This window comes from Cognatilysobacter segetis (assembly GCF_004359965.1).
Lineage (GTDB): Bacteria > Pseudomonadota > Gammaproteobacteria > Xanthomonadales > Xanthomonadaceae > Cognatilysobacter > Cognatilysobacter segetis.
The window spans coordinates 1-13,050 of the sequence record NZ_SMRQ01000069.1 but is presented as its reverse complement, the minus strand read 5'-3'; the positions used below and the strand labels follow the sequence as shown (position 1 = coordinate 13,050).

General features: G+C 70.7%; 19 protein-coding genes. 3 read left to right on the top strand and 16 right to left on the bottom strand.

Going from position 1 to position 13,050, the window contains the following annotated elements; translation table 11 throughout:
* From E4F61_RS12700 to E4F61_RS12650, 11 genes are all read right to left on the bottom strand, one after another.
* Nucleotides 1-292 (bottom strand): hypothetical protein (locus tag E4F61_RS12700; protein WP_202909003.1); only part of this gene is annotated, 292 nt, incomplete at its 3' end.
* Complete coding sequence (gene fliJ, locus E4F61_RS12695; protein WP_133480007.1) at nt 289-747, bottom strand: flagellar export protein FliJ; 459 nt, start codon at nt 745-747, stop codon at nt 289-291. The genes E4F61_RS12700 and fliJ, both read right to left, overlap by 4 nt.
* 11 nt (nt 748-758) lie before the next feature.
* The gene (gene fliI, locus E4F61_RS12690) at nt 759-2,132 is read right to left on the bottom strand and encodes a flagellar protein export ATPase FliI (RefSeq protein WP_133480006.1); all 1,374 of its coding nucleotides are present in this window, start codon (nt 2,130-2,132) and stop codon (nt 759-761) included.
* Nucleotides 2,129-2,713, bottom strand: a complete 585-nt coding sequence (locus tag E4F61_RS12685) for a FliH/SctL family protein (RefSeq protein ID WP_133480005.1) — start codon at nt 2,711-2,713, stop codon at nt 2,129-2,131. The genes fliI and E4F61_RS12685 overlap by 4 nt, the downstream gene beginning before the upstream one ends.
* Nucleotides 2,710-3,714, bottom strand: coding sequence for a flagellar motor switch protein FliG (fliG, locus tag E4F61_RS12680; RefSeq protein WP_133480004.1), 1,005 nt, complete (start codon nt 3,712-3,714; stop codon nt 2,710-2,712). The genes E4F61_RS12685 and fliG overlap by 4 nt, the downstream gene beginning before the upstream one ends.
* Entirely contained in the window at nt 3,707-5,380 is a 1,674-nt protein-coding gene (fliF, locus tag E4F61_RS12675) for a flagellar basal-body MS-ring/collar protein FliF (RefSeq protein WP_133480003.1), read from the bottom strand. The genes fliG and fliF overlap by 8 nt, the downstream gene beginning before the upstream one ends.
* A 44-nt stretch (nt 5,381-5,424) precedes the next feature.
* Complete coding sequence (fliE, locus tag E4F61_RS12670) at nt 5,425-5,787, bottom strand: flagellar hook-basal body complex protein FliE (RefSeq protein ID WP_133480002.1); 363 nt, start codon at nt 5,785-5,787, stop codon at nt 5,425-5,427.
* A 194-nt stretch (nt 5,788-5,981) separates the two neighbouring features.
* Nucleotides 5,982-6,398, bottom strand: a complete 417-nt coding sequence (locus tag E4F61_RS12665) for a GNAT family N-acetyltransferase (protein WP_133480001.1) — start codon at nt 6,396-6,398, stop codon at nt 5,982-5,984.
* Between the two features lie 34 nt (nt 6,399-6,432).
* Nucleotides 6,433-6,849, bottom strand: a complete 417-nt coding sequence (locus E4F61_RS12660; RefSeq protein ID WP_133480000.1) for a DUF6691 family protein — start codon at nt 6,847-6,849, stop codon at nt 6,433-6,435.
* A complete protein-coding gene (locus E4F61_RS12655; RefSeq protein WP_133479999.1) occupies nt 6,846-7,274 on the bottom strand; it encodes a YeeE/YedE family protein in 429 nt (142 codons plus the stop codon). The genes E4F61_RS12660 and E4F61_RS12655 overlap by 4 nt, the downstream gene beginning before the upstream one ends.
* On the bottom strand, nt 7,271-8,143 hold the full coding sequence (locus tag E4F61_RS12650; RefSeq protein ID WP_133479998.1) for an MBL fold metallo-hydrolase: 873 nt from the start codon (nt 8,141-8,143) through the stop codon (nt 7,271-7,273). Before E4F61_RS12650 ends, E4F61_RS12655 begins: the two co-directional genes overlap by 4 nt.
* 141 nt (nt 8,144-8,284) lie before the next feature.
* Here E4F61_RS12650 and E4F61_RS12645 point away from each other — a divergent pair, with 141 nt between their 5' ends.
* Genes E4F61_RS12645 through E4F61_RS12635 form a run of 3 tightly spaced genes read left to right on the top strand, consistent with a single transcriptional unit; the run spans nt 8,285 to nt 9,826 of the window.
* Entirely contained in the window at nt 8,285-8,581 is a 297-nt protein-coding gene (locus E4F61_RS12645) for an ArsR/SmtB family transcription factor (RefSeq protein WP_238382931.1), read from the top strand.
* Nucleotides 8,582-8,583: 2 nt separating this feature from the next.
* Nucleotides 8,584-9,363: a sulfite exporter TauE/SafE family protein gene (locus E4F61_RS12640; RefSeq protein WP_202909004.1), complete on the top strand. Its 780-nt coding sequence runs from the start codon at nt 8,584-8,586 to the stop codon at nt 9,361-9,363.
* A 22-nt stretch (nt 9,364-9,385) separates the two neighbouring features.
* Nucleotides 9,386-9,826: a protein tyrosine phosphatase family protein gene (locus E4F61_RS12635; protein WP_133479995.1), complete on the top strand. Its 441-nt coding sequence runs from the start codon at nt 9,386-9,388 to the stop codon at nt 9,824-9,826.
* 60 nt (nt 9,827-9,886) lie between these two features.
* On the opposite strand, the gene E4F61_RS12630 is transcribed toward E4F61_RS12635, so the two are convergent.
* From E4F61_RS12630 to E4F61_RS12615, 5 genes are all read right to left on the bottom strand, one after another.
* A complete protein-coding gene (locus E4F61_RS12630) occupies nt 9,887-10,255 on the bottom strand; it encodes a hypothetical protein (RefSeq protein ID WP_133479994.1) in 369 nt (122 codons plus the stop codon).
* Nucleotides 10,256-10,582: 327 nt separating this feature from the next.
* Nucleotides 10,583-10,921, bottom strand: coding sequence for a tRNA-binding protein (locus E4F61_RS12625; RefSeq protein ID WP_133479993.1), 339 nt, complete (start codon nt 10,919-10,921; stop codon nt 10,583-10,585).
* Nucleotides 10,922-10,938: 17 nt separating this feature from the next.
* Nucleotides 10,939-11,313, bottom strand: coding sequence for a hypothetical protein (locus E4F61_RS12620; protein ID WP_133479992.1), 375 nt, complete (start codon nt 11,311-11,313; stop codon nt 10,939-10,941).
* A gap of 105 nt (nt 11,314-11,418) precedes the next feature.
* Nucleotides 11,419-11,544: a hypothetical protein gene (locus E4F61_RS15015; protein ID WP_274380538.1), complete on the bottom strand. Its 126-nt coding sequence runs from the start codon at nt 11,542-11,544 to the stop codon at nt 11,419-11,421.
* Between the two features lie 295 nt (nt 11,545-11,839).
* A complete protein-coding gene (locus E4F61_RS12615) occupies nt 11,840-12,184 on the bottom strand; it encodes an OsmC family protein (RefSeq protein WP_202909002.1) in 345 nt (114 codons plus the stop codon).
* Nucleotides 12,185-13,050: the final 866 nt, after the last annotated feature.

Here is a 13,050-nt window from a genome sequence, read left to right as displayed (position 1 = left end):
GACCGCCGGCGGCGCGCGCGGTCGCCGGCCGGGCGCTGTGATCGGCGGGCGCACCGGTTTCGTCCGGCGCTGCGGTGGCGGACGCCTGCGCCTTCGTCGCGCCGCGGTTCGCGGGTGCGGCGTCGGCATGCGGTCGCGGCGGACGGGCGGTGGCCGGCGTCCCTTCGGGCGATATCGACTCGTGTTCCGGCAACTCGAACGCGGGGCGCTCCGCCGTCTTCGACGCCGACGGCCCGCGCATCTCGCCCGTCTTCGACGCGTCGAACATCGCCAGCGCGCGCCCGATGTTCATCGCGCTTCGCCTTCGGCGCCGAGGGCGGCGCGCACGCGGCGGCCCGCGATGTCGTCGAGTTCCTTCTGCGCGCGCTTGTCGGCGGCGCGGCTTTCCTCGGTGCGGTAGCTGGCGGCGAGCTTCTCCAGCACGTGCGTCTCGCGGCTGGCCAGCATCAGCTTCGCCCGCTCGAGCTCGGTGGCTTCGCGCGTGCGGCTCACCACCTGCACCTGCTGCTGCACCGCCTGCTGCAGTTTCGACTGGAACGCGACGCGGTTGGCGAGCAGCGCCGGGTTGATCGTCGCGCCCTGGATCGGCTGCTGCGTGTACTCGGCGGCATAGCGCTGCAGCGCGTCGAGGCGCGCCTGCTGCTCGGCCTGCGCGGCCTCGCGCGCGGCGACCTGCTGCGCGACTTCATCCTGCTGGCGCTGCTTGATCTGGAGGATCGGGTCGAGACGTTGGGAGCGGGGGGCCATCGGGTCGTCCGTCAGAGGTTGCCGTCGTCGAGCAGCCGCGTGAGCGCGGCCTTGCTCTGTTCGACATCGGAAGCTTCGGCGACGTCCTGTCCGAGGAAATCCATGATCGAGGGCCAGCGCGCGAGCGCCTCGTCGACCAGCGGATCGCTGCCGCGCTGGTAGGCGCCGATCGCGATGAGGTCGCGCTGCGTGGAGTAGGCCGACATCAGGCGGCGCAGCTTGCGGATGCGCTCGCGCCACGGCGCGTCGGTGATGTCCTGCATGACGCGCGAGACCGACACCTCGACGTCGATCGCGGGGTACTGGCCGGAATCGGCGATGCGGCGGCTGAGCACGATGTGGCCGTCGAGGATCGCGCGCGCGGCGTCGGCGATCGGCTCCTGCTGGTCGTCGCCCTCGGTCAGCACGGTGTAGAACGCGGTGATCGAGCCGCGGCCGTCGGCGCCGTTGCCGGCGCGCTCCACCAGTGCGGGAAGCTTCGCGAACACCGACGGCGGATAGCCGCGCGTGGTCGGCGGCTCGCCGACCGAGAGGCCGATCTCGCGTTGCGCCTGCGCGTAGCGGGTGAGCGAATCCATCAGCAGCAGGACATGCAAGCCCTGGTCCCGGTAGTACTCGGCGATCGCGGTGGCGCGCAGCGCGCCGTGCAGGCGCGCGAGCGGCGGTCGGTCGGCCGGCGCGGCGACGACGACCGAGCGGCGCAGGCCTTCCTCGCCCAGCGTGGCCTCGACGAAATCGCGCACTTCGCGGCCTCGCTCGCCGATCAGGCCGACGACGATGACGTCCGCTGCGGTGAACCTGGTCATCATGCCCAGCAGCGTCGACTTGCCGACGCCGGAGCCGGCGAACAGGCCGACGCGCTGGCCGCGACCGATCGGCAGCAGCGCATTGATCGCGCGCACGCCGACGTCGAGCGAGCGCGTGATCGGCTCCCGCATGAGCGGATTGATGGAGACGCCGGACAGGCCCATGTGGCCCTCGGCGCGGATCGGCCCGCGGCCGTCGAGCGGCACGCCGTCCGAATCGATCACGCGGCCGAGCAGGCCTTCGCCCACCGCGACCTCGCCCTGCTGGTGGCTCTGCACCACGCGCGCGTTCGGCAGCAGGCCCTCGAGGTGCGCGGTCGGCATGAGGAACGTTCGATCGCCGGCGAAGCCGACGACTTCCGCGTCGACCCAGCGACCGCCGGCGACTTCGACCCGGCAGCGCGAGCCCATCGGCGCGGAGCAACCCGAGGCTTCGAGGGTGAGCCCGACCGCGCGGCGCAGCACGCCTTCGCGCGCGAGGCCGGCGTTCGGCACGGTCGGCTCGGCCTGCGCGAGGCGTGCAGCCAGGCGCAGGTTGCGGGCTTCCTCCCACTGCGCGGCGGCGACGGACGTGCTCATGCCGCGCCCCGCGTGTCGAGCAGCGAATCCAGACAGGCACGCAGGCGCGATTCGAGGCGCCCGTCGATGCGCATGCCTTCGGTATGCAGGCGCAGCTCGCCGCGCGCGAGCGTGGTGTCGCCGGTCAGGCGCACGCCGTCCAGCGTCATCAGCTGCGGCATGAGCAGGCCGAGGTCGTCGGGATGCAGGCGCAGCTCGACGTCGCGCGAGCTGCTGCCCACGGCGTCCAGCGCCTCGCGCACGAGGTCGGCGAGCAGCGTCGGATCGGCGCGGTACGCCTGTCCGACCAGCGTGCCGGCGATGCGCGTGGCGAGGTCGGCCAGCGCGTCCGCCACCTCGCCGTCGAGACGTGCGAGCGGGCGCGTGAAGCTGTCGAGGATGCCTTCCATCTGCGCGATCATCCGGCGCATGTCGGCCTGTCCGGCGGCGAGGCCTTCGGCATGGCCGCGCTGGAAGCCGTCGCGGTACGCCGCGTCGGTGATCGCCTGCAGCTCTTCCACGCTGGGCGGCTGCGGCAGGTCGACCGCCGCGACATGCTCGAAACCCGGCGCGATCCAGCGCAGTACCGCGGCCTCGCTCATACGAACGTCTCCGCCTTGGCGATGAGCTGGATGGCGCCCTCATCGGCCATCTTGCGCACGATCGAGAGGATCTCCTTCTGCGCGGCCTCGACGTCGGCCAGGCGCACCGGGCCGCGCGCCTCCATGTCGTCCTTCAGGATCTCGGCCGCGCGCTGCGACATGTTGCCGATGATCTTGTCCTTGACCTTGGTGTCGGCGCCGCGCAGCGCGACGGCGAGCTTCTCGTTCGGCACCTCGCGCAGGATGGTCTGCATCGCGCGGTCGTCGATGTCGGCGAGGTTGTCGAACACGAACATCAGGTCGCGGATCTGCGTGGAGAGCGTCTCGTCCATCTGGCCGATCGAGCCGAGGATCGCCTCGTCCTGGCCGCCGTCCATGAAGTTGAGGATGTTGGCCGCGCACTTCACGCCGCCGAGCGCGGACGACTTGATGTTCTGGCTGCCGGCGAACTGCTTGGCCATCACGTCGTTGAGCTCGTTGAGCGCATGCGGCGGCACGCCGTCGAGCGTGGCGATGCGCACCAGCACGTCGCTGCGCACGCGGTCGGGCAGGGCCTTGAGCACTTCGGCGGCCTGGTCCGGGTCGAGGTGCGACATCACGATCGCGATGATCTGCGGGTGCTCGTTGCGGACCAGCTCGGCGATCGCGCGGGGCTCCATCCACTTGAGCGTGTCGAGGCCCTGCGTGTTGCGGCCGAGCAGGATGCGGTCGATCAGGCTGGACGCGCGGTCCTCGCCCAGCGCCTGCACCAGCACCGCGCGCACGTACTCGTCCGCGCCGGAGCCCAGGCCCGACGGCTGCTGCAGCGTCTCGACGAAATCGTCGACGACGTCGACCACCTGGTCGCGCGTCACGCCGCTCACGGACGTCATCGCGACGCCCAGCTTCTGCACTTCCTTGGCGGACATGTGCTTGAGCACCTCCGCGGCCTGCTGCTCGCCGAGCGTCAGCAGGATGATCGCAGCGCGCTGCGTGCCGGTGAGGTTCGAGTAATCAGCCATCGGACGCCACCATGTCGCGCACCACCTGCGCCACGCGCTTGGGATCGCTCGTCACCGCCGTGCGCGCGACGTCGAGCTTCTGGTCGAACTGCATGGCGGCGGTCGGCAGCGCCGGGTCGCTCGGCGCACGCGCGGCGCGTGGGTTCGCGGCACCCTGCTCGAGTTCTTCGGCGACGATCGTGGCGACCGTCGACTGCTGCGGAATCACCACCTTCGGCTGCAGCATCTGCCGTAGCGCCGGGCGCAGCACGGTGAAGATCAGCACGATCACGGCGATGCCGCCCAGGATCGTCCGCAGTAGCTCGCGCGCCTTCGGATCCTGCCAGAACGGCGTGGAGTCGCCGGCGTCGCCGGCCACGTCGCGGGCGAACGGGGCGTTGACCACCGACACCGCGTCGCCGCGCGTCGTATCGAAACCGATCGCCTGCTGCACCAGCGTCTGGATGCGCTGCTGCTCGGCGGGCGTCAGCGGACGCAGGTTCTGCTTGCCGTCCTTGCCCATCGGGCCGGCCGGCACGTTGTCCACGAGCACCGCGGCGGTGACGCGGCGGATCTTGCCGGGCGCCTGCCGCGTGTGGGTGAGCGTGCGGTCCACTTCGTAGTTGCGCACCGAGTTGCGCGAACCCTGCGCGCTGGTCGGGGGCGCGGGCTTCGCGGCGGCGGCCGGTGCCGTGCCTTGGGCGTTGGGCAGGTTGCTCGCGCTGCCGGGCACGCCCTGGGCGGCGGCGACGTTGGCGTTGGCGGCCGCCATGGCGCCCAGGTCGCCGCTTTCCGAGACCTGCTCGCTTCGCACCTGCTGGTCGGGGCCGTAGGTTTCCTTCGCTTCCTCGGTCTCGTTGAAGTCCATGTCGACGCTGACCTGCGCGCTCCCGCGGCCCGGGCCGGTCATCGGCTCGAGCAGCTGCTCGATGCGCTGCACGTAGACCGCTTCCTGGCGATGCTGCTGGTCGAACTGCTGCTGGCCGATCGCCTCGGCGGAGGTCGGATCGCGCTGCGAGAGCATGCGGCCGAACTGGTCGACCACGGTGACGCGGTTGGTCGGCAGGTCCGGCACGCTGGTGGCGATCAGGTTGACGATCGCGTCGACCTGGCCCTGCTCGAGCGTGCTGCCGGTCCGCAGCTGCAGCACGACTGATGCGCTGGCGTCCTGCTTGTCGCGGGTGAACGCGCTCGGCTTGGGCAGCGCGAGGTGGACGCGCGCCTCGCGCACGGGGCGCAGGTTGGAGATCGTGCGGGCGAGTTCCGTCTCCAGCGCGTGCTGGTAGCGTGCGTTCTCGACGAACTGGCTGGTGCCGAAGCCCTGGTCGCCCTCCATCGCCTCGAAGCCCTTGTCGCCGTTGGCGGGCAGACCGGCGGAGGCGAGCGCCATCTTGGCGGCGCCGATCCTGTCGGTCGGCACCGCGAGTGCGCCGGTCGCCGGGTCGATGCGGAAGGGAATCTGGGAGGTGGAAAGAAGCTGCGATGCGTCCTCGGTCGACTTCGCGTCGAGACCGGCGTAGACGGGCACGTAGTTCGGCTTCTGCGTCCAGAAGAACAGCCACAGCCCCGCTGCGATGGCGGCCGCGACCAGCGCGATCATGCCCACCTGCCGCACGGCCGGGATGTCCTGCAGGCGCCCCAGCTTCTGCAGGTTCTCGGTGGACTTGGGAAGTGCGATCACGGCCATCGGGGAGTCTCGTCAGTGCGTCGGTCGGCGGGGCGGGGCAGAGGTCAGATCGGCATGTTCATGACGTCCTGGTACGCCTGGACGAGGCGGTTGCGCACCTCGACCGTCGCCCGGAACGCCACCTGCGACTGCTGCATCGCCACCATCACGCGGGCCAGGTCGGCCTTGGGATCGCCCAGTTCGAACGCGCGCTGCAGCTCGCCGGCGTCGCTCTGCACGCGGCTGACGTTGTCGATCGCGTTCGACATCGCGGTGCCGAAGCCGCCGCCCTGCGTGCCGCCCACGCCGGCCGGCGCGCCACCGGCGGTGGGCGCGATGCCCGGGCTCGAGGCGACGTCCGCCATGCCCTTCATCCGCATCTCGTGGGCGCGGATCTGGGAGAGGACGGAGGAAATCGCGTCGGTCATGGCGGCCGCTCGTGCGTGGGCTCGAGGGCATCAGGCAAGGCACGTGCCAGCGGGGCGCCGGGAAACCGGCGGTAGGACCGACACGGGCCTGGTGGGCGCGGGAGCAGCGGGTGGACGCTGCGCTGCGGAAGGCTTCGCGTGGCGCGGGGCCGACGCCCGCCGGATTCCCGGCGGGCGTCGGCGTTAGGGCGGGGTCAGGGCGGGGCGATCACGAAATCCATGAGCCCGTCGGGCTTGGCGATCCCCTGCGCACCCAGCGATTCGTACAGACGGATCGCGCCGCGGTTGGCCGGACGCACCCCGTGGAAGACGAACTCGGTGCAGTCGCTGGCCCGCGCCTTCTCGCGCAGGGCTTCGATCACCAGGCTGCCGTACCCCTTCGACCGGTGGCGGGGGGTCATCTCGACCTTCTCCAGCAGGAAGCGGCCGCCCGGCTCGAACCAGCCGTGCCCGCGGCCCACGAGCGCGGAGCCGAGGAATGCCTGGATCGTGTAGTGCTGCCGGCGGCCGTGCTGCTCGTACTGCCAGTCGGCCTTGAGGCGAAGGGTGTCCGTGTTCAGCGACGGCTCCGAAGGCGGCGCGCGGTCGGCATCGACGCGGCGGGCCGGCATTGTAGTGGCACCCCGTAACGCGCCCGGCGCCGCGCTAGGCGCGGGCGACGAGCCGATGCAGCAGCAGCCCGGCCAGCATCGCCGGCACGAACCACAACGCTTCGACGGACCCGACGCCGAGTCCCGCCAGCGCCGGCCCCGGGCAGTAGCCGGCGATGCCCCAGCCGATGCCGAAGATCGCGGCGCCGCCGAGCAGGCGGCGGTCGATGTGCTTCAGCGTCGACAGGTGGAAGGTGTCGGCGAGCACCGGGCTGCCGCGGCGCAGCACGAACTGGAACAACAGCATCGTGGTGGCGACGGCACCGCCGAGCACGAACATCAGCGTCGGGTCGAAGTCGCCGAACAGGTCGAGGAAGCCGAGCACGCGGCGCGGGTCGGTCATGCCCGACATCGCCAGGCCGATGCCGAACAGCGCGCCGGACGCGAGCGCGGCGAGCGAAAGCTTCTTCATGCCCCGCCCCCGATGACGTGGCGCACCACGAACGTGGTCGCGATCGCGGTCGCCATGAACGTGGCGACGGCGGCGAGCGATCGCACCGACAGCCGACCGATGCCGCAGACGCCGTGCCCGCTGGTGCAGCCGTTGCCCATGCGCGTGCCGAAGCCGACCAGTACGCCGGCCACGACGAGCCCCGCGCGCGGGAAGTCCACGCGCGGTTGCGGCGCGCCGGGTACCAGCGTCATGTAGAGCCCGGCGGCGACGATCAGGCCGAGCAGGAACGCCGCGCGCCACGCGACGTCGCCGCCGTGCGGAAACAGCACGCCGTTGAGGATGCCGCTGATGCCGGCGACCCGCCCGTTGAGCCAGAGCAGCAGCGTCGCCGACAGGCCGATCAGCAAGCCGCCGGCGGGCGCGAGCAGCCAGGCCGTGGTCACTTCGCACCTCCGATCTGGTCGACCGGCAGCCGCAGGTAGCGGATGCCGTTGGCGTCGGGCGGTGGCAGCTCACCCGCGCGCAGGTTCACCTGCAGCGCGGGGAGGATGAGCCGCGGCACCGGCAGCGTGGCATCGCGCGCCGTCCGCATCGCCACGAACGCGTCCTCGCTCGCGTTGTTCCCGACGTGCACGTTGCGCGTGCGCTGTTCCTCGAGCGACGTCTCGGCGCGCGCGGCGCGCTCGGGCGGCGGATAGTCGTGGCAGAGGAACAGCCGTGTCTGCGGCGGCAGGTCGAACAGCCGGCGGATCGAGCGGTACAGCTTGCGCGCGTCGCCACCGGGGAAGTCGACGCGCGCGGTGCCGGTTTCCGGCGCGAACAGCGTGTCGCCGACGAACGCCGCGTCGCCGATCACGTAGGTGAGGCTGTCGTCGGTATGGCCCGGCGTGGCGATGACGCGCGCCTCCAGCGCACCGATCGCGAACGTGTCGCCGTCGCCGAACAGGCGGTCGAACTGGCGGCCGTCGGTGGCGAAGTCCGGCCCGAGGCCGAACAGCGCCTTGAACCGTTCCTGCACGTGCGTGATGCCGCGGCCGATCGCGACCGTCGCGCCGGTGCGGCCCTTGAGGTACGCCGCGGCCGTCAGGTGGTCGGCATGCGCATGCGTCTCCAGGATCCATTCGACGGACAGGCGGTGCGCCTGCACGAAGTCGAGCACGCGGTCCGCCGAGGCGGTGGCGGTACGTGCGGACGCCGGCTCGAAATCGAGCACGGGATCGATGATCGCAGCGCGCCCGCCGTCGCCTTCGTACACGACGTAGGTGAACGTGAACGTGGCCGGGTCGTAGAAGCTCTCGACGTTCGGGTTCATGACGAAGGCCCTTGCGAATTACTTTAGATGGATCTAAATTAGGTCCGTCGAAGTTTGTTGTCAAGCGATACCTAAAATACAAACGCCATGCCTCGTTCAGCGAAAAAGCCCGCCGCCCGCATGCTCCCCTCGCCGGAGGAAATGTCGCGTCATGCCGATGAAGCGGCCGCGTTGCTGAAGGCGCTTGCCCATCCGGCACGCCTGCTGGTGCTTTGCCAGCTGGTGGAGGGCGAAGCGTCCGTCGGCGAGCTGCAGCCGATCACCGGCCTCAGCATGTCGGCGCTCTCGCAGCACCTCGCCGTGCTGCGCGACATGGCGCTGGTGGAAACCCGGCGGGAGTCGCAGACCATCTTCTACTCGCTCGCCGAGGGTCCGGCCGCCAGTGTGCTCGACGCGCTGTACGCCGCCTACTGCGGCAGCCAGGAGGTCGACCGATGAGCCTGCTGCAGATCCTGCTCGGTGCACTGGCCGGCAGCGCGGTGGGGTTCACGCTCGGACTGGTCGGCGGCGGCGGGTCGATTCTCGCGGTGCCGCTGATGGTCTACCTGGTCGGCGTGCACGATCCGCACGTGGCCATCGGCACCAGCGCGCTCGCCGTCGCCGCCAATGCCTTGACCGGGCTCACGACGCATGCGCGCAGGCGCAACGTGAAGTGGCGCTGTGCGGCGACGTTCGCCACGGCCGGCGTGGTTGGCGCCTGGTTCGGCGCGCTGCTCGGCAAGTCGATGAACGGGCAGACGCTGCTGGCACTGTTCGCGTTGCTGATGCTGGTGGTCGCCGGGCTGATGGTCCGTTCGCGCGGGCGCGAGGGCGATCCGACCGTCGTGCTCAACCGCGGCAATGCGCCGAAGCTGCTGGGCTCGGGTGCGGCCACCGGGCTGCTGTCGGGTTTCTTCGGCATCGGCGGCGGCTTCCTCGTCGTACCGGGCCTGATCGCGTCCACCGGCATGCCGATCCTGTTCGCCGTGGGCTCCTCGCTGGTGGCCGTCACGGCGTTCGGGCTGACCACGGCGCTCAGCTACGCGACGAGCGGCCTTATCGACTGGCCGCTTGCCGCGGTGTTCATCGGCGGCGGCGCGCTCGGCAGCCTGTTCGGCACCCGACTGGCAACGCGGCTCGCCGGCCGCAAGGGCGCGCTGAACCTCGTGCTGGCGGGTCTCATCGCTATCGTCGCGCTCTACATGCTGTACCGAACCGCGCGTGCGCTCGGCCTGATCTGATCAACCCCTGCCCGGAGGCACCATGACCGCACCCACGCAATTCGCCGAAGGCCAGTACGCCGCCGGGCAGCCGACGCCGGTGCAGCTTTCGCAGCTCGCCGCGGCCGGCGTACGCACGGTGATCAACCTGCGCGCGCCGAGCGAGCCGGCCGGATACGACGAGGGCGACGAGGTCGCGCGCCTCGGCCTTCGATACTGGACGCTGCCGATCTCGGGGCCCGTCGACCTCGACCGCGAGCGCGTGCGTCGCTTCGGCGAGCTGCTGGACGATGCCCGTCGCGAGGGCGGCGTGCTGATCCACTGCGCGACCTCGAATCGGGTCGGCGCCATGGTGGCGCTCGACGCGGCACTGAATCGCGGCCGCGCACTCGGCGACGCGCTCGAGCTTGGTCGAGCGGCCGGCCTCGCGACCTTGGAGCCGGCCGTGGTCGATCTCGTGACGCGCGAAGGCGCGCGGCACTGACGCGGAATCGGCGTTCGACCGCACCGCGACGCCGATGCGTCGCGCTTGCGTGCGACAGCGTCAGCGATCGGGTGGGGCCGTCGCGCCAATGTCGCCGGCGGGCGCCGCATCTGCCGGGGTCGTGCCGGAAAGCGGCGTGTCGGCCTGCGCTACCGGCTCTGACGGTGCAGGCGACGTCGCCGGATTCGGCCTGAGTTGCGCCACGGAATCCACGTCGTTCGCCAGCACGCACGCCTTCTCGACCATGCCGTCGAGGCAGCGTCGCGTTTCGCCCGTCTCGGTGTTCAACTTCCAGACGACGCCGTCGGACGTCGCGACGAGCTGCCGCGTACCGATCCTGCTCGGCGGAGGCGCCGCCGGCGCGGCGAGGTTGCAGCCGCACAGGCCGGCAAGGGCAGCGGCGGCGGCGAGCATGCGGAGCGTGTTCATGCGACCTCCTGGAACGGATGCGGTCGATACCGGGCTCGGGCGCCAGTAGTGGCACCGTCGTGGACGCGGGGTCCGGCGCCACGATAGCGCGCAGGCATGCGCGCCAGAAGCGGGCTCATTCGAGGTGCAGGGACGGCATTACTTCCGCCGTCCGCAACGGCCCTGTCGCGGCGGATGCCAGGATCGGCGAGCGCTTCCATCGACTCGGCGGTACGTTGCACCGCAACGAAGCCCATGCGCCAGCGGGCGATCGAACATGAGTCGAGGTCGCGAACCCGCTCCAGTGCGCGCTTGGCTCCGCACCTCCAGCCGCTGAGCGGCGCGCCGCTACAGCAGCCGCGTGCCGAGCGGCACGGGCGCATCCGGAACGCACAGCGCGACTTCGCCCCGCTCGTTGTGGAAACCCGTCACGAGGCATTCCGACATCAGCGGCCCCACCTGCTTGGGCGGAAAGTTCACGACGGCGAGCACGAGGCGGCCGACGAGGTCCTCGGGTCGATACAGCGCCGTGATCTGCGCGCTCGACTTCCTGGTGCCGAGCGCCTCGCCGAAATCGACGTGCAGGATGTACGCGGGCTTGCGCGCCTTTTCGAAGACCGTCGCGCTGACGATGCGGCCGACGCGAAGCTCCACCTTCAGGAAGTCGTCGAAGCTGATGGTGTCCACCGAAGGTCCTTGCAGTCTCAGGGCGGCGACGTCGATGCGATGGCGGGCGCCAGCCAGCGCGCCGCGGCCACGTGCGTGAGCGCCGCGACGAGCATGCCGCAAACGATGCCCCAGCCGGCAAGGCCCGGCTCGACGAGCAGCACCAGCGCACCCAAAGCCGCGCCGACCGGCAGCGCCGAGCGCCAGCGTGCGCGCCCGGCCCGCCAGAGCAACCAGTACGCGGGCGCGCCCAGCAGCAGCGCCGGCATCGCACCCAGCAGCAGGGCCGCGTAGAAGCCGGTGCGGAACGCGCCCGCGACGCCCCAGAGCTCGGACGGCGACAGGACTTCGAGCACGGCCGAGGCGATCGCGACGAGCCCCGCCACCACGATCAACGAGATAGCCGCGAACATGACGATCGTTGCGAGAGCGCGCGCCTGTTTCAACGCCGGCCCGTCGCGGTGGTCATCGCAGCACGTGCGCGAGGACGGCGTCGGCCGCGCATTGCTCGTTGCCGGTCAGTCGCGGTCATCGGATCCGTCCGCCTGCAGGGTCTGCTCGGTGATCCGAATGTGTGCATCGGCGAGGTGGCAACCGAACGTCGCGATGTCGACGAGGCAGGCGTCGACGTCGACGCCCGGCATCGGCTCGCCGCAGCGCATCTCCACCGACTTGAACGCGGTCCATGGCGCGTGCCGCGCCGGCAGGCTCGCAGCGGACGGGTCGGGGCTGAGCCGAATACGCGACCTGGACCCCTGAACAGATGCGCATGCATGCGCCACCCCTTGTCGATCCGGTTGCGGCCAAGCGTCGTGGGGGACGCGTGCCGTGGCCCGCGTCGGGTTCGCGACCACGGGCAAGCGTAGTGTCAGCTCGCGTGCCCCGTCCATGGAACCCGCCGGACCTCGCGGCCCACCCTGAGCGTGTTGTGCACTTCCGCTACGCGGTCGGTTTCGGCGAGAAGCCGCTCGATCTCCGCGGGCGTCGCCGACGACTCGACGCGCGCCGCATAGACGATCGACTCCGCCGGGCGCCCGATGTCGTCGACCGCGCGCTCGCGACGACCTCGCAGCCTCGGATCGCGATGCCGAGGCGCGCGGCCTCGCGGTACAGGTCGTTGCAGTAACAGGTGGCGAGCGCGGCCATCAGCAGCTCACCCCCGTTGACCGCACTGCCTTGGCCGCTGGCCTTCGCCGCCACCGTCAAACGCTGCTCGACACCGCCGGTCTGGACCGCGACATCGCATGCGGGGGGGTTGCTGCGGATCCGGGCTGAAATCTCCATGCCTCACCTCCCTAGTGGTGCGAATGCGGGCTCGAGCGATGTCGCGGCATGGCAGGAGTCGGGTTCATGCAGGCGGGTGGCGGACCGCCGCGTGTCGCGGCGGTCACTGCTCGGTGGATACCGGGTTCGCCGTCGGATGGTATCCAACGTGCGTCCTTAACGGCGGTGCTCAGGAGCTCGTCTGGTCGAGGCGATCGTTGCCTGCGAGGAACTCGCAGCTCTCGCACGACCTTGCCACTGCGCACGGCAGCGGCGTCGGGCTTGATGAATCGCAAGCCCGCCAGCCCATTGCGAGCTTCACCGACGCAACGCAAAGGCACTTTGTGGCGACACGATCCTGGGCCAGCATGCGACAACCCACCAGCGGACCAACGCCATGGCTGAAGCGAACAACCGAGCAACAAGGCGCGTCGTATCGCTGGCATTTCTCTTCGCCGGCGCACTGCTTGTCGGTTTCATGGTCAGGACAGAGGGCGAATTGGGAGCCCTTCCACTGGCGATGGTGGTAGCTGGGGTCGGCGGCTCGGTGCTTGCCCGGAAGAAGCGGCACGGGCTAGCACCTGAGTTAAGCCGCGCCGCGAAGCGGCGTCGGCTTGGGCGAATTGTTAGGCCTCATTTCGAGACCCGCGGCCGGTATACAAACCAATCCGACACCGTGCCCGATTGTATTAGCCGACGCGGCGCCAACGCAGGGCGGCGACGGTGGAAGAACGCTTCTGCGGGCTCTGGCGCGGAACTCGCAGGCTCCCCGGCTGCAGCCGTGAATGCGATGCCGGTGCCCTCTATGCGCCAAGTTCCGGAAAAACGGGCGGGGCCTTGCCCCAAGTGGCCGTGCAACGTGCGTTCGTAGGAGCCATCGGCTCGCA

Excerpts from the sequence above, each read along its gene's own strand:
- fliJ (WP_133480007.1), bottom strand. The coding sequence starts at position 747 with ATGGCCCCCCGCTCCCAACGTCTCGACCCGATCCTCCAGATCAAGCAG.
- fliI (WP_133480006.1), bottom strand. The coding sequence starts at position 2,132 with ATGAGCACGTCCGTCGCCGCCGCGCAGTGGGAGGAAGCCCGCAACCTG.
- E4F61_RS12685 (WP_133480005.1), bottom strand. The coding sequence starts at position 2,713 with ATGAGCGAGGCCGCGGTACTGCGCTGGATCGCGCCGGGTTTCGAGCAT.
- fliG (WP_133480004.1), bottom strand. The coding sequence starts at position 3,714 with ATGGCTGATTACTCGAACCTCACCGGCACGCAGCGCGCTGCGATCATC.
- fliF (WP_133480003.1), bottom strand. The coding sequence starts at position 5,380 with ATGGCCGTGATCGCACTTCCCAAGTCCACCGAGAACCTGCAGAAGCTG.
- fliE (WP_133480002.1), bottom strand. The coding sequence starts at position 5,787 with ATGACCGACGCGATTTCCTCCGTCCTCTCCCAGATCCGCGCCCACGAG.
- E4F61_RS12665 (WP_133480001.1), bottom strand. The coding sequence starts at position 6,398 with ATGCCGGCCCGCCGCGTCGATGCCGACCGCGCGCCGCCTTCGGAGCCG.
- E4F61_RS12660 (WP_133480000.1), bottom strand. The coding sequence starts at position 6,849 with ATGAAGAAGCTTTCGCTCGCCGCGCTCGCGTCCGGCGCGCTGTTCGGC.
- E4F61_RS12650 (WP_133479998.1), bottom strand. The coding sequence starts at position 8,143 with ATGAACCCGAACGTCGAGAGCTTCTACGACCCGGCCACGTTCACGTTC.
- E4F61_RS12645 (WP_238382931.1), top strand. The coding sequence starts at position 8,285 with ATGTCGCGTCATGCCGATGAAGCGGCCGCGTTGCTGAAGGCGCTTGCC.
- E4F61_RS12635 (WP_133479995.1), top strand. The coding sequence starts at position 9,386 with ATGACCGCACCCACGCAATTCGCCGAAGGCCAGTACGCCGCCGGGCAG.
- E4F61_RS12630 (WP_133479994.1), bottom strand. The coding sequence starts at position 10,255 with ATGAACACGCTCCGCATGCTCGCCGCCGCCGCTGCCCTTGCCGGCCTG.
- E4F61_RS12620 (WP_133479992.1), bottom strand. The coding sequence starts at position 11,313 with ATGTTCGCGGCTATCTCGTTGATCGTGGTGGCGGGGCTCGTCGCGATC.
- E4F61_RS15015 (WP_274380538.1), bottom strand. The coding sequence starts at position 11,544 with ATGCCGGGCGTCGACGTCGACGCCTGCCTCGTCGACATCGCGACGTTC.
- E4F61_RS12615 (WP_202909002.1), bottom strand. The coding sequence starts at position 12,184 with ATGGAGATTTCAGCCCGGATCCGCAGCAACCCCCCCGCATGCGATGTC.